Here is a 16886-nt window from a genome sequence, read left to right on the forward strand (position 1 = left end):
AAATACTATTTTCGTCATTACGAAGGAAGAATGACTGAAGTAATCTTTAAAATTGAAACTAAAATTAAACAGATTGCCACGACTTCCATAAAGTCTCGCAATGACAAGACTATGAAAGACCTATTCGGAAAAGCCTTATTAGATTATCAAAACGATAATTATACGGAAGACATCATCACTTCAACCAATATTTCTGAAAATGACGAACTCCCTCTTCCCTATTTATTTAGAAGCTTCAAAGAGATGCCTAAACTTGAAAAAAAGGCGCTTCAGCTTTCAAAAGGAAAAATTTTAGATGTTGGTTGTGGCTCTGGAAGTCATAGTTTGTATTTACAGGAAAAAGGTCTAGATGTAAAGGCTATAGATATTTCAAAAGGAGCTATTGAAGTCGCGAAAAAACGTGGCGTCTTGAATGCTGAAGTTTTAGATATTTTAGATGAAAAAGAAACTTTCCATACCATTTTGTTTTTAATGAATGGTACAGGAATTTTTCAAGAGCTAAAAAACGTATCAAAGTATTTGAAACATTTAAAATCGCTTTTAAAACCAAAAGGACAAATTCTAATTGATTCGTCTGACATCAAATATATGTACGAAGACGAAGATGGTGGTCTTTGGATTGATACCAATGCTAATTATTATGGCGAATTAGATTATTATTTATGCTATAAAAATGAAGATGAAGAACCTATGAAATGGCTCTATCTTGATTTTGACACTTTAAAACTTGCTTGCGAAAGTGTTGGATTAACATGTGAAAAGGTAATGGATGGTAAGCATTATGATTATTTAGCGAAACTCTATTAAATCTTAATTTATTTTTCCTCCAATAAATGTCTGTTGAACTTTAGTTGTAGGGATCTCTTTCACATCAATAGTCATGATGTCTTTATCTAAAATAATGAAATCTGCAAATTTACCAACTTCAATACTCCCTTTTTCATGCTCTTCAAAATTTGCATAAGCAGCCCAGATGGTCATACCTTTTATAGTTTCTTCTCTAGTTAAGCCATCTTGTATATTAAAACCATCTTTTGGAAAACCTGCAACATCTTGTCTTGAAACTGCTGCATAAAATGTTGCAATAGGATTTACTTTTTCTGCTGGAAAATCTGTTCCCAAAGCAATCTTTCCACCAGCATTTAAAAGTGTTTTAAAGGCATAAGCTCCTTTTATTCTTTCTGAACCTAATCTGTCTTCAGCCCAATACATATCGCTTGTTGCATGTGTTGGTTGTACTGAAGGTATTATATTCTCGTTTTTAAAATAATTGAAATCATTATCTGTAATTACTTGAGCATGTTCCACTCTCCAACGTCTATCTTGTTTTCCTTGTAGTGTTTTTTCGTATGTTTTTAAAACAACTCTATTAGCCGAATCTCCAATAGCATGTGTATTCATTTGAAAGTTGGCAGCTTCAATTCGTGTTGCTAAATTTTCAAATTCATCTAATCCAATAACCATAGCTCCAAAATGGTTTTCCTTATCTGCATAAGGTGCTTTTAAAGCAGCTCCACGAGAACCTAAAGCGCCATCAGAATACACTTTTACGGATTGCACATTTAGTTTATCTGTTTTAATTTTCCCTTTAGGTAAATAGTAATCCAAGTTTTCTTTAGTATTACTAATCATTGCATACACTCTAATTTTTAAATCTCCTGTTTGTTGTAAACTGTCTATAAGTTCAATGACATTTCTATGTAATCCAGCATCTGAAACTGTTGTTAAGCCAAGATTTGTACAGACTTTTTGAGCATCTAACAAGGCATTTATTTGATCTTGTCTTGTAGGTTCTGGAAAAACAGCTTCAACCATTTCTGCAGGTCTATCGATTAAAACACCTGTTAATTCGCCATTTTCAACAACTACTTCACCTCCTTCAAGCTTAGAGTTTTTAGTTATATTAACTAAGTCTAGTGCTGCTTGATTACATAACATAGCATGTCCATCTACTCTTGATAAAGCCACAGGAGTATCTGGGAATAAAGCGTCTAATAATTTTTTATCAGGATAGGTTTTGTCTTCCCAATCGTTTTGATCCCAACCACGACCAATAATAAAATTTGTTTGTTTTATGTTTTGAAAATCTAACACACGTTTCATCACATCGTCAAAACTGGTTGTTCCAAATAAATCTACTTGCTGCATATTTAAACCTAAACCATACATGTGGCAATGCGCATCTATAAAACCAGGAAGAATGGTTTGACCTTTTGCATCAATAATGGTATCTGCTTCGAATATATCTTGAATGTCTTTTGATGTTCCAATTTTCAAAAACTTACCATCTTTAATAGCAAAAGCTTCAGTTTTACCAAAATTAGCATCTACCATATACACATTGGCATTAATAACAATAGTATCTACTTGTTGCTTTTCTTTTTGGCAAGAGAAGATGAAGATTAAAACGAAAATGGATATAAGTTTTTTCATATTGCATATATTAATTCACTGTTCTTTTTTATAACGATGTGTAAAAATAACAAAAGCGTTCAAAATTGAACGCTTTTGTTATTGATTTAGATTTATTGATGAGATTCTTCACTTCGACTACGTTCAGTGCAGGCTTCATCTCTTTACTAAGAAAGGTAGTTTTAAATTATGAGATTCCTGCTTTCGCAGGAATTCTTAAAAATCAAACTTATAAGTAGCTCCTGCTAAAACTTGAATGCTTTGTACTGGGTAATTTAACCAACGTTGGTAATTTTGATTGGTAATATTATTAGCCTTTGCAAAGACCGAAAATCGATCGTTTATATGGTATCCAACATGTGCATTAACATCGAAATAACTATCTAATGTTGTTGAACCAAAAGATACTACTGGAAACGTAGTAACATAAACTTGGTCTTTACGTTCGCCAACATAATATAAACTAGCTCCTGCAAACCAATGAGAATCTATTTGATAATCCATAAATAAAGATCCTGTAAGGCTAGGTAAATTCCATGCTTCGGTTTCGTTATCTGTACTGTAAGCAAAAAAGTCTGCTTTAACACCTAGAGTAAAATTTCGGTTGACATCGACACTTAATTCTCCTCCTATATTAAATGTTGACACATCATCATAAACTACAGAAAACGAATTTCCAAATTGGTAACTTTCATCTGGACTGATAAATTCTATTTCGTTATGTCTAAAAAGAGCTTTATCAGTTTCAGCAAAATAAGCTCCATAAATATCATAACTAACACTATTAGACACTTTGCCTTTTAATCCTACAAAGGCATTATATTGTTGATCTGTTGGTGCCACAAATAATGTAGGTGATACAAACTTGTTTTCATCAGCAAAATTTTCGTAAGTATTTTGAATCAAACCTCCTTTAATACCTCCATAAGCTATTAAAACTTCATCTACTAAACGATATGAAGCTGCAATATTTGGATAGATATAAAACTTGTTATCTCCTCCTTCAAAATCGTTTAAGTAATATAAAGAAACTCCTAAATCAAGAGTTAAATCTTCATGAATTAATCGATATGTTGGAGCCAAGCCAATATTAAAGTTACCATACTTTAATTCTGAGTTTGTATAATAATTTCTATCAAAAGAACCAGACAAATAATCGAACATTAAATCGGTAGAAATTTCAATATCTGCTATTGGAATATCTGCCGAACCTTTAGCATTAAATCTATTTTCAGCAGAACCTTGGTCGTCTCCAAAATGTCTAAAAAACACTGAAGCAGATTTTATATAAGTGTCCTTAAAAGTAATATCTCCACCTAGATTTCCACCATAAAAAGTATGGCTTACATTTAATTGTGTTTCAGGCGATGTTTCATCATAATAAGGTTGTGGTAATCCATACCAATTAAAAATTTGATGTTTGAAACCTCCTTCTACATTCCAACTTAGATCTCTTTCTTTTCTTGAAAAATTAACATTCGCATTGGTATCGTAAAAATAATCGTCTAATAACACATCATCAATACCTCCTTGAGAAGAATGATGCTTAAAATAACCACCAACATTATCGGTTTTATTTAATGCATAGCTTAAATACGCATCTCCTAAAATGGTTGCATAGCTACCAAATCCTAACGAAGCATAATTATCATAACTTTTAGCAGGTTTTTCTTTATCTACTAGAGCTGCCTTTCCTTTAGCAGGCGTAAATGTTGAAGCAACAGGAAAAGAGAATATATTGTATTTAACTTCTTTTTTAGTAGTGGTTTCTTTATCGTCAATAGTAGGTGTTTCTTTTACCTTAAACGCATCAGAAATTGTTGGTGTGTAAGGTTTAACTACATTAATAACATCTGTTTTTATAGTATCGTTATCTCTTTCTTGAGAATAAGATATAGAAATACTTAAGATGAATAAAATGATACTAATTTTATGAATGTGCTTTCGCATAGATTTTATTTTATTTTTGATTTACGATTGATGAATTTTGATTAATCTTCCTCTGGTAATACAGATGAGTTTGTTTTAGCTTGTTCTGCTTTAATTTTAGTTAGTTCTTCTTGAGCTTCTGTAACAACATCTTCAAATTCTTTAAAGTTTTCAATAACACTTTCTAAAATATAGGTTGACTGAAAGGCTTCGTCTAATTGATAATAGTTTTTAGCCATCAATACAAGACCTTTAGCGCTAAAATATTTATAACTAGAAAAATCTTTAGCCAAACGTTGTGCAGTTGTATTAGATTCTTCAAAATCACCTTCCTTGTTTTTAAAATAGGCATTGTAGTACAAAGCTTCGGCTGCTGCTTCTCCTGTTGCTGTTTTTTCTACTTCAATAAAAGCGTCTTTAGCTCGAGCTTCGTCTCCATTTTTTATTGCTGAACGAGCAATTATTAAATGTGCATCACTTTTAATTTTATTATCTAAAACGCCATGATTTAAAACCTTTTCAGCATATGTAACTGCTTCATTATACTTGTTTAACTGGTAATAAGCTTTCATTAAATTAGATTGTGCAAAAATGACATTCTGAGGAAAACTAGCTTCCACTTCTAAACGTTTTAGTGTAGGAATAGCTTCTATCCAGCTTTTCTTTTGCAAATATATTTGTGACACTTTAGAAAGTGATTCTTCTGTAAATTCGCTTGGTGAAGCATCTGCAACATACTGATAGTGTGGAGCAGCATTTTCTTTTAAATCCTTTTTAAAATATAACTGAGCCAAGTAAAAATGTGCTTGTAAAGCGTGTAACCCTTTAGGAAACTGACTTAAATAACTATTAAATTGCTTGATAGCATCGTCGGTTTTGCTTTCTATGTATTTCTTTTCTGCAGATTCGTAAGTGGTATTATCTAAATCGGCATCAGTAACATCCACATAATCTAAAGTTCTTACCCAAGATGCATAGTCGTCCACACGACCTAAGTCTATATAAATTAACCTAGCAGTTGCAACAGCTTGATTAGCTTCTGGTGTTCCAGGAAAGTCTTTTGCTACAGCCTTAAACTTGTTTAATGCTTGCTCATTATCACTCTTATTATAATGCACCAATCCTTGACGCAACATAGATCTTGGTACAAACGTACTCATTCGGTATTCAGAATTTAATCGATCGTACATTTTTAATGCCTTTACATCTTCTCCTGTTTTTACATAAGAATTTCCAAGTTCGTACATGGCATCATCTCTTAATGTAGATTTTGGATAGGTTTGAAGAAATAATTCTAACTCTGATATTTTTTTAGAAGCTTTACCTTCATAACCATAACTAATCGACTTCTGAAAAAAGGCATAATCTGAATCTATTTTATTGATTTTTATAGCTTCATCGTAAGCCTGAATAGCTTCTCCATAATTACTGGTCACAAAATAAGCATCACCAAGTCTTAATAAAGCATCATTTAATCTTACCTTATCTTCTTTATGATTTTGGACAAATAGATTAAAATTCTGAATGGCTTGACTATAATTTTTTTGTTTAAAATAAGTATAAGCTAAATTGTAATCTAAATTTTTTATTTCAGGTGTTTCCGAAGCAATAGCTTGTTGTTGAAACTGTTTAAAACCAATTAAGGCATTTTCATAATTTGTTAAATTATAATTTGTTTCTGCTTCCCAAAAGGTTGCTCTAGCTGTGTATCTTGAATCTCTAGGTTCATTTATAGAATTTGAAAACATCTCTAAGGCGTCTTGATAATTTCCTTCGTTGTAAAGTTCAATCCCTCTATAAAAAGCCACTTTCTGATAAGCAACCTTATTTTCAAAACTATTTTTTCCTTTCAATAATTTTAAAGCTTCCTTATAATTTTTAGATGTAATATAAGAATCGATTAAAAGTATTTCAATTTCTTCTTTATAGGCAGAGTTTGGATATCGATCCAAATAACTAGTTAAAACTTGTGGAACAGATTGGTATGGGTTTCCTATTTCATAACTAATCTTTGCATAATTTAACCAAGCATCTTCCTGAATTTTTAAATTATAATCCATTTGAGATGCATTACGAAATGCATTTAAAGCTTCCTGTTTTTTGTCTAATTCTACATAACTTTCACCTAAATGGTAATACGCATTTTGAGCCACTGCATTGTTACCATCAATTATTTTATTGAATTCTGAAATAGCACTCTCAAAATTTTCTTGTTTATAATGCGCATAACCCAATTGATAATAATCTATGTTATTCCATTTACCTTGTCTGCCTTTATACTCTGATAGATATGGAATGGCTTCAGCATATTTTTCTAGATTGAAATAACTCTCTCCAATTATCTTATTAAGTTCTGAAACTTCGTTTCTATCGCTATTTGGTAATTGTTCTTTGGCAAGTTTAATGGCTTCTTCAAATTTGCCAAGTTTAAAATTTAAATCTGCCTGATAATAAGACAGTTTCTCCTTGTATTTTTCTTCACCACTAACTTGATCGAAATATTGATTGGCTTGTTCGTAATCATCACTTTCATAAGCCATAAAACCAATATAATACTTGGCTTGAGATCCATATTTTTGTGAATTTTCTACACGAGATAAATACTTTTTAGCATCTTTATAATTCTTGGTTGAAAAAGCCACATAACCATTGTTGAAATTAAATTTTTCTTGTTCGTTTCTGGCTAAAGATTTTTCATCCACCTTATCATACCATTTTTTTGCATAGGCATATTTACCATTTGTAAAGTAATAATCTGCCACATCAACAAATGCTGTATTTCTTTTAGTACTTGTAGGATAATTTTTAACAAAATCTTCCATTAACTGGTCTGCATTTTGCTGATTTAATCTAACGCCACAGTTGGCAATATAAAAGGCACAATCGGATTGTAAAACATCTGTTTCAGCTGTTTTTTGAATTTGAGTAAATAAAGACTGAGCTGCTAAATATTGCTGGTTATCGTACAAAGTCAAAGCTTTTTGATAATCTACCAGATGATTGGTATAAATTGCAGATTCTTGACTAAATACATTTAAGTTAAAGCTTAAAGCTATAAAGAATATAATTATTTTATGGATACTCATAAATGTGCTTTTTCTATTAAAATCAAAGATAATTTAATCTCCATTTTATAACGTTAGAATTATGTTATAATTATAAACAGACTTGTTAATATTGTATTTAGGTAAGGAATAATCAAGATTTTATTTTCCCTATTACCCTTTTATTGTTTACTTTGTGGTGGTAAATGTAATTACCTTAAAATACTACTATGCAAAACGTGCTTTATCTTAAAGATGCTTCTATTTATCAAGGAGATAGTCTTGTTCTATCAGATGTTAATGTAGAAATAAACAAAGGAGATTTTGTTTATTTAATTGGTAAGACTGGAACTGGAAAAAGTAGTTTTATGAAAACACTTTATGGTGATTTACCTTTAACTGAAGGAGAAGGTAGCATTGTTGATTTTAACTTAAGAACTCTTAAAGAAAAAGACATACCTTTTTTAAGACGAAAATTAGGCGTCGTTTTTCAAGATTTCAAACTTCTTAATGATAGAACCATAAACGAGAATTTATTATTTGTTTTAAAAGCTACTGGCTGGAAAAACAAAAACGAAATGAATACTCGTGTAGAAGAAGTTTTAAATAAAGTTGGCATGAAAACCAAAGGCTTTAAATTTCCACATGAACTTTCAGGAGGAGAACAACAACGTGTTGCTATTGCTAGAGCTTTATTAAACAACCCAGAACTTATTCTTGCTGATGAACCTACAGGTAATCTAGACCCTCAAACAAGTATTGAGGTTATGGAAGTTTTACAAGACATTAATAAAAATGGGAATACCATATTAATGGCTACTCACGATTATGCATTACTATTAAAATATCCAAGTAAAACACTTAAATGCGACGATAATCAAGTGTATGAAGTAGTACAACGTAAAGCAACTACCTAATTCTTATTTCTTATTTTTTGAAACAGTAATCTAGTTTCAAAAACCACTGGCAAACTTAATAAAGTAGTCTTGACATCCGTTTTAAGATAAAATGGCGACATTATTAATAACAAACCAATGTATAGTGGCGCGCTAAACATGTTTACTTGTAAGATAAAATGAATTCCTAGATGTAAGCTTAATAATAAAACTCCCCAGATTTTATGTAAGTTTGGTTTGAAGAAAATAAAAACTGAACATATTTCAATATAAACCACAGCTAAATACATAAGCCATCCAATATAATAATGTTCTAAGAACCATGCTCCTATAATGGTAGGATCAACAAATTGATATTGTGTAATAATAACATTTCTGAAGGATAATGGTGAAAATAGGCTAACTTCTTTTGTTAAGAATTCTACAACTCCCCAAAGTAATTTCCATGCACCAGTTAAACTATATGCCATTAATAAAAAGAACTGCGCAGTTGCAAAAGTTAAAATAGTTTTTTCTTGATATTTATTTTTTCCATGTGTTGGAATAAACATAAAACAAAACAATATCATTAAACATAGATGTGAGCCATGATTAATTTTGCCAAACGAATTATTAAATGCTATGTATAAAAAGTAAATAATAAACACATAAACCTTAAAAAATTTCTGATTTGGTTTTAAACATAACCACACAAAAGAAATGAATAAATTAATCTGAAAAAATAGTGTTAAATATCCTGTAGATATATCATTAACTAGCATCATTGGCCATAATGGATCAATCATTTTTGTATTTCCATCATGATTATCTGCAAATAAATTTACAAATAATGCAAATAAGAAAAATAAATAAGAGAACTTAACAATGGTCATAATCTCATTATATAGCTCCTCTTTAGGTTTACTAAATAAAGGCAATATTCCATTGGCATATTTCCAAAAAATATGATTTTTAGTTATTTCTTTCAAATGGGATGATGTTATTGTTTTTAACAGTTAAAACTTGACTGTGATTTTCTGTAGCTTTATAATTTTCAATACTTAAATCCAACTCCTTTATATACAAAGTATATTCACTATTCTCGGGTAAGACATTTAAAAAAACACCTTGGTAAGTATTTTCAATTCCTGGAATAGCTATTACATCATGATAAAAATTATTTACCATTAAATTTAAATCTGTAAGTGCTAAATCATGTACTGAATATAAGTCTAAAATATTGGTTGGTTTTGGTAAAATGGAGTCACCAATTTTATTTACAAGTACATATGGATAAACAAGATTATTTGGTGTTTTAGAATATAAAGACCATCTAAAAAATGGGTAAATTTCTTTTTTTTTGGTAAAAACACGTCCTATTATTGCTATAGCAAAATAAAATATAGCCCAAAACACAACAAAGTTTTTATAAAATCTCATAAGCTTCTAACAATATTAAACAATTTTTACTACTTGTTTAAATATTGGTTTATTGTTAAAGTACATTTTTTTGCTCCTTTAGCATTTAAATGATCGGCATCTTGAAAATCTTCTAAAATAAACTGCTTTTCATTTAACAAATCTATTCTTGTAACATTTGTATTAATAGCTTCTAATTGTTTACAAACCGAATCTATTTTCTTCCATTTTTCAGAATTCAATAAAGAGACATATTCTGGAACAGATGGCATATTTACTAAAAGAATTTCAATGTTTTTGGATTTACACAAATCAATCATTTGCTGAATTCTTTCAGAATTTAAACTAAAATTCATTGAGCCGTCTTCATGTTTTTTTGCCACAACACGAGCCAAACGTTTCATTTCAACAGAATCAACTGTAGAGGAATATGTGTTTCCCCAACCATTAACATCACAACCAATTAAAGTGCCTTTTACTTTGTAATCTTTATAGGTATTCCAAGTATAATTGAATTTCCTAGAAAAAACCAAACTGTATTTTTTAGGGTTATACCATGTAACTAATGGAACTTCTAAGTCCATTTGAGATGCATAAAAATATTTTCGCCAAATATCTTCTTGTGTATTATCTGCCTGACTTAAAGTCGTGTATTCTACAGCTAAAACCACATATTTTAAGCTATTAAGGTTATTGATATGCTTTTCTAACAAGAGTTGGTCAAAATAAATAGTCTGACTAACATTAGATAAATTATAAGCTTTAAGAGAAAGCCATTCTGGATTGATACCATAGAAAGTATGAGAATCTCCTAATATAAGAACTTCTATATCTTTATTATTTGAAATTTGCTGGTGTTTATAAGTGTAATTATTAGGAACCGTTCTATAAAACACTTCAGCTAATATCCATACCACTAATATTGGAATTAAAAATAAACTGATATATGTTAGTAATTTCTTCATTAAAATTGAAAATATATAAACGGTTGTGTGTCTCCTGAAAAATAAAATATTGCAAAAACAATAACATAATAAATAGCAATTCGTAAGGGTCTAGAATTAATAAAATCTATTTCCAAAAGATGTTTTCTGTCTCTTTGAAGCCATTCGAAAATCATATAAATAATTAAAAACAACACTAATCCTCTTGAAACTGTTGGAAATGAAAATAATGATATAGAAAAAATGCCTTTAAAATAAAGTAAGGCATGAGTAACATTTTCTGCTCTAAAAAACACCCAAGCCAAGAGCACTACTAAAAATGTAGAACCTATTTGTAGGACTGTTTTAATAGAAGGCAACAGTTTATTTTGGTCTGCTATGTCTTTAAACTTAGCGTTTTTATTACCAAAAATAAGTGGTATAAAAAAAAGTGCATGAATAAATCCCCAAATAATAAATGTCCAATTTGCACCATGCCATAAACCACTAACTAAAAAAACAATAAAAATATTTCTCGCCCATTTTGCTTGAGAACCTTTATTTCCACCTAATGGAATATAAACGTAATCTCGAAACCAGGTACTTAATGAAATATGCCATCGTCTCCAGAATTCTCCAAGATTTCTTGATAAATAAGGTGAATTAAAATTCTGCATTAAATCGAACCCTAATAATCTAGCTGAGCCAATTGCAATATCTGAATACCCTGAAAAATCGCCATAAATTTGAAATGCAAAGAAGAATGCTCCAAAAAACAATGTGCTACCACTATATTCTGGGTAGTGCCCAAAAATTTCATTCACTGCTAAGGCACAGTTATCTGCAATGACCATTTTTTTAAAAAGACCGATTAAGATTAATCTTAAGCCATCGACACTTTTGGCATAATTAAATTGTCTTTTTCTTTCAAATTGTGGTAATAAATTAGACGCTCGCTCGATAGGTCCAGCAACTAATTGAGGAAAGAAACTTACAAAAGCAAAAAATGAAACCACATTATTTGTTGGCTCAATTCTTTTTCTATAAATATCAATGGTATAACTTAAGGTTTGAAACGTGTAAAAACTAATACCAACTGGAAGTAAAATATGTAATGTACTTGACTCTAAACTTCTACCAAATAGTGAAAATACTTCTTGAAAAGATTCTATAAAAAAATTGTAGTATTTAAAAAAACCAAGAACTCCTAGATTTACAATAAGGCTTGTAAGCAAGAGGGCTTTTCTTTTACTTTTCAGTTCGGTTTTTGCTAATGACATTCCAACCAAATAATCTACGATAGAGCTTAAGAAAATTAGTCCTAAAAAGCGCCAATCCCAACAAGCATAAAAGAAGTAACTAGCAATTACAAGAAAAACATTCTGAATTTTAATGTTTTTCTTGAAAACAAACCAATACAACAAGAAGATTATTGGCATAAAAATGGCAAAATCTATGGTATTAAAAAGCATTGGTTTTTGTTAGAAGTTAATTGTAAATATATGCTTTTTGTGAATTTAGAACATCATTCCATTTAAATTCCTAACCAATTTAAAAATCTTTCAAAAAAACTTTCAGTCTCAATTTTTTCATTTTTCTTAAATTCAATGTAATAAACTCCAAAGTTGTTGTACGATTTATTAGCATCACGATCCACATTCATTTTAAATTCTACTTTTGAAGATTCATTTAATTTGCCTGAAGCTAAAACAGTTTTAAAATTCTCAACATCTTTAATAATATAACTTGATTCACTTGGAAGATTATATTCAGAAAAATCGACTAAAACATCATTCATTTCTTTGTTAAAAAGTACAACTCTATAGGTGTTCTCTTGAGTGTTGATTTTGGTTATTATTGGTTTTTGATTAGAAGTGAATTCTTTAAAATGCTTCCATTTACTATTTATTCCTAATCCATAAATATCCTGCCATTGTTTAACAGAATAATCTATTTCTCCTTGGATTCTAATTGGTTTAGAATTTCTTGTGTAATATGTATTATTTTCAAAAATCCAAGATGTATTATTTATATACTTCATTACAGGTTTAAATAGCCGAGCATAACCACTATAAATCGTATTATTTTTAAAGGTTATAGATTTTGCACTTAATACTCTTAATGCATCTTTTCTACCTATAATAATGTTGTTTAAAATATTAATATTTTCTACAGGTGAGTTATTATTAAAACCCAAGGTAAGAGAAGGTGCATCAGAATTCTCGATAGCTTCAGACAAGGTTGTGTTATGATAAAAAATATTATTTGTAACCTGAATGTTTTTGGCAATATTAATACCATTTCTATCATTTGTAGCTACTATAACATTATCGACAGTTCTGCCTGAGACTAAGCCACTATTGAAAACAACATTATTATCAAGATTTATATTTTTTACGTATTCATTACTTGCTTTTTTATTTGCAGACCAAACTTCTATCCCTTTATAGTAATTATTAAAAATTATATTATTCTTTAAAATTCTTGTTTTAGTATTACTATTGTTTTGAACATAAAACCCTTCTCCTATTCCAGCATATTTTTTGCCTTTATAACCATTATTATAAACAATACAATTAGAAATAATAGTACCACCTGTATTCTTCCAAGACCCAAAACCTAAGCCATTATTTCCATGTATAATAAGGTTAATGAATTGACAATTTTCCCCACTATTATGACTAACACCACCAAACGGAAGAAATCCTTCTACACTCTCGTCCCTAATAATTAAATTGGTTGGTGAAATTTCAAAATCTCGATATGTGACATTATTACCATTAACAGTTAATGTAGCTTCACTAACTCCAGAAACATTACCATTTAAAATAGCCCATTCGTTTGGAAATGATGATACTGTAATATACTTGCCATTAATTATACTACTTAATTTACTGTAAAAGCGTCCATTATAAACACCTTCATGTAACCAAATAATATCACCACCATTAACCGTTTCTGAAGACTGACTTAAAGCTGTTTGCAAATCCCAAGGCTGATTTAATGATCCATTACCAGTAGTTTTTCCTGGACTTATAGAATGAGTTTTTGGAAACACATGAAATTCTTTTTGCGAATACCCAATTAGTATTACAAAAAACAACAAATTAAAGAGATAGACTTTTTTCATGAATTCAAAAATACAATTACCATACCAATAGAAAATTAAATATGGATTTTTAAATGTAATATAAATAGATTTTATTGATTAGATTTGAACAATTGATCTAATGTTAATGCTATCCATATTAATTCCTACATATCATTACAATGCTTATCCTTTAGCTATACAACTTGAAAAACAAGCATTAAAAGCAAATATTACTTTCGAGCTTATTTGTGTAGATGATGGTTCTTTTTCTCATTTAAATATTGAAAATCAAAAAATTAATACTCTTACAAACTGTAAGTTTATTGAAGCAAAAACAAATATTGGAAGAACAGCAAGCAGACAGTTTCTAGCTGAAAAGGCTCAATATAATTGGTTGCTTTTTTTAGATGCAGATACCATACCTATTTCATCAAATTTTATTAAAAACCTTGTTGAATATTTAAATTCTAACTTTCAAGTTGTTTTTGGAGGTATTTCTTATCAAGACATCAAACCAAGTTCAGATAAATTATTAAGATGGTATTATGGGAGTGAAAGAGAGACTAGATCTTTAGATGAACGCTTAAAAAGACCTTACCAATCTTTAATCTCTGGAGCTTTTACTATTGAAAAAAATCTTTTTTTAAGTATTAATAGTAAATTTTTAAATAACGCTTATGGTTTAGACATATTATTTGCTCATGAATTAAGATTACTTAAAACTTCCGTAAAGCATATTGATAATCCAGTTTATCATCTTGGTATTGAAGAGAGCACCAAATATTTAATTAAATCAAAATCGGCTTTAGACACTCTTTCAATCATGCTTAAAAATAATATTGTTAGAAAAAACGCTACAAACTTATTAAATACTTATAATAAGTTAAGCATATTTGGAATTGCTAGTGTATTTGGAAAAATCATGCAAACATTTAATACTAACATAGAAAAAAACTTACTAGGATCTTCACCTAATTTATTACTATTCGATTTATACAGATTAGGTTATTTTTGTAGAATACATAAATAGTATGAAACCATTTTTTTCAATAATAATCCCTTTATTTAATAAGGAAGCTTATATTAAAAACACCTTGCTAAGTGTTTTTAATCAGTCTTTTAAAGATTTTGAAGTTATTATTGTTAATGATGGTTCCACAGATAATAGCCTAAATATTGTTGATACATTTAAAGACGAAAGAATTAAGATTTTTTCAAAAACAAACGAAGGTGTTTCAGCTGCCAGAAATTTTGGTTTCACTAAGGCATCTGGGAAATTTTTAACGTTTTTAGACGCAGATGATATTTGGGAAGAAACGTTTTTAGAACAAGTATTTAAGCTTATTAATAACTATCCAGAGGAACATGTTTTTGCAACAGCTTTGAATATTAGAACCGAAAAAGGCTCTTATTATGCTACTTATAATAATCTTAATTTAAATATAAATGAAATAGCAGTCTTAGACTATTTTCAATATAGTTTAGATCATTCTATTTTACATTGTGCAAGTTCTGTCTTTAGTAGAGAAGTTATAAACACTATTGGTGAATTTAATAAAACTCTTAATACAAGTGAAGACACCGATTATTGGATTAGAATAGGTTTAAAATACCCAATTGTGTTTTTGAATAAACCACTAGCAACACATCAAGTTGTAGAAAATGGATTAACTAAATCAAATAGAAAAAGATTTAAGTCTATAGATTACTCCAGTTATAAAGCTTTAAATCAATCTGTATATTTTAATGAATATATTAATAAAAACATGTTTGCTTCTGCATTAAAATATAGACTTGTAGGTGATATAGAAAGTTTTAGAAAACTTAAAAGTGACATTGATTTTGGTAAATTAAATTTCAAACAAAAATGGCTACTTAAACTACCTCTGTTTATAACAAAAATTGGAGTTAAAACCTACAATCTACTAACACACAAAAAGAATTATTTTTAACTTTTAAACTGCAAGAACTGTTTGTATTTTCTAATATAATCTTCTTCATCAAACTCTTCTGAAGCCAGAACCAAACAAACAGAACCTGAAGAGAAGTTTTCCAATTCACGCCAAATACCTTTTGGTATTAATAAGCCTTTATTAGGTTTATTAAGTGTTATTGTTTTCTTTTGGTTTCCATCGTCTAAAACTACATCGAAGCTTCCACTTAAAGCAATTAAAAACTGATAGAGATTTTTATGTGCATGTCCACCTCTATAAGCATTACTAGGCACATCGTACAAATAATAAACACGTTTAACAGTAAAAGGAATACAATCTTTTTCAATAACAGATAAATTCCCTCTACCCTTTTTATCTTCAATTTTCGGGATATCTAATATTTTTATTTGCTTTATTGTTGTTATATTACTTTCCATGTTTCAAGTCTTTGTAGGTTTTTATTCCTTGATTTGCCACTTTAATTTTAGATGAAACTTCATTCATTTTTATTAACCTCTTTCTTAACAATGATGCTATTAATCTAAACACATATAACCATACAAAAACACCATGTAATTTATAGTTTAAAGCACTTCTTGCAAAAATAAATCTATCTGATGCTACATCATCACTTGAACTTAATGGTTCATGCATGACTATATATTCTGGCGAAAAATACGCTTTTATCTGTTTGTTTTTAACAACTTCATTTAAAAATAATCTATTTTCTCCATCTTGAAATACACTTCCTAATCCAAAAAGTTCATCGAATTTCAAATTATTTTTCAGAACCGATTCTCTTTTAAATGATATTTCTATTGAAAGTACTTTTCTGTAAAACCTATCTAAACTTGTTACTTGATTTGGATAATTACTGTATGGTTTCTTTACTGAAGTAAGTGTTTTAAAGGTTATAATATCTGCATCTGTTAATTTATTATAACTCTCTAAAATTGGTTTTTCAAAATGCTCTAAATACACGACATCATCATCAGCAAGCAAACAAATATCTCCAAAGGCATTTTGTATGGCTAAATTTCTGCTTCTACTCAACCCTTTTTCAAACGAGTTAATAACGCGAATGTTTTTAGTTTCAGAATGTAATAACCTTTCTTTACTTGTTTGATTAATAATTAATATGTGATAATCTTCCAGTGCATTATTTTTAAACATCTTATAAATAAAACCCAATGAGGTTCTGTTGGTTGTAGCCACAAGAATTTCTAAAGGAATTTTAGTTTTTTCTGAAATGTTCATTG

At 29.3% G+C, this 16886-nt stretch carries 14 protein-coding genes; 4 read left to right on the forward strand and 10 right to left on the reverse strand.

The genetic code is table 11. The features are described 5' to 3' along the window. Window positions 1-111 precede the first annotated feature (111 nt). Window positions 112-807, forward strand: coding sequence for a class I SAM-dependent methyltransferase (locus tag LX78_RS10435; protein WP_109682749.1), 696 nt, complete (start codon window positions 112-114; stop codon window positions 805-807). A gap of 3 nt (window positions 808-810) precedes the next feature. Here the strand turns inward: LX78_RS10435 and LX78_RS10440 are convergent, their stop codons facing one another. From LX78_RS10440 to LX78_RS10450, 3 genes are all read right to left on the reverse strand, one after another. Continuing rightward, window positions 811-2433, reverse strand: a complete 1623-nt coding sequence (locus LX78_RS10440; RefSeq protein WP_109682608.1) for an amidohydrolase — start codon at window positions 2431-2433, stop codon at window positions 811-813. A 195-nt stretch (window positions 2434-2628) separates the two neighbouring features. Beyond that, entirely contained in the window at window positions 2629-4362 is a 1734-nt protein-coding gene (locus tag LX78_RS10445; protein WP_109682609.1) for a TonB-dependent receptor, read from the reverse strand. 41 nt (window positions 4363-4403) lie between these two features. Further along, window positions 4404-7427, reverse strand: a complete 3024-nt coding sequence (locus LX78_RS10450) for a tetratricopeptide repeat protein (RefSeq protein ID WP_109682610.1) — start codon at window positions 7425-7427, stop codon at window positions 4404-4406. 188 nt (window positions 7428-7615) lie between these two features. Between LX78_RS10450 and LX78_RS10455 the strand changes: the two genes are divergently transcribed. Next, the gene (locus tag LX78_RS10455) at window positions 7616-8302 is read left to right on the forward strand and encodes a cell division ATP-binding protein FtsE (protein WP_109682611.1); all 687 of its coding nucleotides are present in this window, start codon (window positions 7616-7618) and stop codon (window positions 8300-8302) included. Here LX78_RS10455 and LX78_RS10460 read toward each other — a convergent pair. The 5 genes from LX78_RS10460 to LX78_RS10480 form a co-directional block, all read right to left on the reverse strand. Then, window positions 8299-9249 carry a hypothetical protein gene (locus LX78_RS10460; protein ID WP_109682612.1) on the reverse strand — a complete coding sequence of 317 codons (951 nt, stop codon included), beginning with the start codon at window positions 9247-9249 and terminating at the stop codon, window positions 8299-8301. The two genes, LX78_RS10455 and LX78_RS10460, sit on opposite strands and share 4 nt — an antisense overlap. Next, the gene (locus LX78_RS10465; protein ID WP_109682613.1) at window positions 9233-9700 is read right to left on the reverse strand and encodes a hypothetical protein; all 468 of its coding nucleotides are present in this window, start codon (window positions 9698-9700) and stop codon (window positions 9233-9235) included. Before LX78_RS10465 ends, LX78_RS10460 begins: the two co-directional genes overlap by 17 nt. Before the next feature lie 29 nt (window positions 9701-9729). Beyond that, window positions 9730-10644 carry an SGNH/GDSL hydrolase family protein gene (locus LX78_RS10470; RefSeq protein ID WP_109682614.1) on the reverse strand — a complete coding sequence of 305 codons (915 nt, stop codon included), beginning with the start codon at window positions 10642-10644 and terminating at the stop codon, window positions 9730-9732. Then, on the reverse strand, window positions 10644-12074 hold the full coding sequence (locus tag LX78_RS10475) for an MBOAT family O-acyltransferase (RefSeq protein ID WP_109682615.1): 1431 nt from the start codon (window positions 12072-12074) through the stop codon (window positions 10644-10646). The genes LX78_RS10470 and LX78_RS10475 overlap by 1 nt, the downstream gene beginning before the upstream one ends. Window positions 12075-12136: 62 nt before the next feature. Beyond that, window positions 12137-13732: a right-handed parallel beta-helix repeat-containing protein gene (locus LX78_RS10480; protein ID WP_109682616.1), complete on the reverse strand. Its 1596-nt coding sequence runs from the start codon at window positions 13730-13732 to the stop codon at window positions 12137-12139. A 106-nt stretch (window positions 13733-13838) separates the two neighbouring features. Here LX78_RS10480 and LX78_RS10485 point away from each other — a divergent pair, with 106 nt between their 5' ends. Both LX78_RS10485 and LX78_RS10490 read left to right on the forward strand, forming a co-directional pair. Next, window positions 13839-14723, forward strand: coding sequence for a glycosyltransferase family 2 protein (locus LX78_RS10485; protein ID WP_170109841.1), 885 nt, complete (start codon window positions 13839-13841; stop codon window positions 14721-14723). A gap of 1 nt (window position 14724) precedes the next feature. Beyond that, a complete protein-coding gene (locus LX78_RS10490; RefSeq protein ID WP_109682618.1) occupies window positions 14725-15645 on the forward strand; it encodes a glycosyltransferase family 2 protein in 921 nt (306 codons plus the stop codon). On the opposite strand, the gene LX78_RS10495 is transcribed toward LX78_RS10490, so the two are convergent. Both LX78_RS10495 and LX78_RS10500 read right to left on the reverse strand, forming a co-directional pair. Beyond that, a complete protein-coding gene (locus tag LX78_RS10495; protein WP_109682619.1) occupies window positions 15642-16064 on the reverse strand; it encodes a sugar 3,4-ketoisomerase in 423 nt (140 codons plus the stop codon). The two genes, LX78_RS10490 and LX78_RS10495, sit on opposite strands and share 4 nt — an antisense overlap. After that, window positions 16054-16884, reverse strand: coding sequence for a glycosyltransferase (locus LX78_RS10500; RefSeq protein WP_109682620.1), 831 nt, complete (start codon window positions 16882-16884; stop codon window positions 16054-16056). Before LX78_RS10500 ends, LX78_RS10495 begins: the two co-directional genes overlap by 11 nt. Window positions 16885-16886: the final 2 nt, after the last annotated feature.

The organism is Xanthomarina spongicola, assembly GCF_003148645.1.
GTDB classification, from domain to species: Bacteria; Bacteroidota; Bacteroidia; order Flavobacteriales; family Flavobacteriaceae; genus Xanthomarina; species Xanthomarina spongicola.

Bases quoted from the DNA above. Each gene is read 5' to 3' on its own strand.
- LX78_RS10435 (WP_109682749.1), top strand. From the start codon at position 112: ATGAAAGACCTATTCGGAAAAGCCTTATTAGATTATCAAAACGATAAT.
- LX78_RS10440 (WP_109682608.1), bottom strand. From the start codon at position 2,433: ATGAAAAAACTTATATCCATTTTCGTTTTAATCTTCATCTTCTCTTGC.
- LX78_RS10445 (WP_109682609.1), bottom strand. From the start codon at position 4,362: ATGCGAAAGCACATTCATAAAATTAGTATCATTTTATTCATCTTAAGT.
- LX78_RS10450 (WP_109682610.1), bottom strand. From the start codon at position 7,427: ATGAGTATCCATAAAATAATTATATTCTTTATAGCTTTAAGCTTTAAC.
- LX78_RS10455 (WP_109682611.1), top strand. From the start codon at position 7,616: ATGCAAAACGTGCTTTATCTTAAAGATGCTTCTATTTATCAAGGAGAT.
- LX78_RS10465 (WP_109682613.1), bottom strand. From the start codon at position 9,700: ATGAGATTTTATAAAAACTTTGTTGTGTTTTGGGCTATATTTTATTTT.
- LX78_RS10470 (WP_109682614.1), bottom strand. From the start codon at position 10,644: ATGAAGAAATTACTAACATATATCAGTTTATTTTTAATTCCAATATTA.
- LX78_RS10475 (WP_109682615.1), bottom strand. From the start codon at position 12,074: ATGCTTTTTAATACCATAGATTTTGCCATTTTTATGCCAATAATCTTC.
- LX78_RS10480 (WP_109682616.1), bottom strand. From the start codon at position 13,732: ATGAAAAAAGTCTATCTCTTTAATTTGTTGTTTTTTGTAATACTAATT.
- LX78_RS10485 (WP_170109841.1), top strand. From the start codon at position 13,839: ATGCTATCCATATTAATTCCTACATATCATTACAATGCTTATCCTTTA.
- LX78_RS10490 (WP_109682618.1), top strand. From the start codon at position 14,725: ATGAAACCATTTTTTTCAATAATAATCCCTTTATTTAATAAGGAAGCT.
- LX78_RS10495 (WP_109682619.1), bottom strand. From the start codon at position 16,064: ATGGAAAGTAATATAACAACAATAAAGCAAATAAAAATATTAGATATC.
- LX78_RS10500 (WP_109682620.1), bottom strand. From the start codon at position 16,884: ATGAACATTTCAGAAAAAACTAAAATTCCTTTAGAAATTCTTGTGGCT.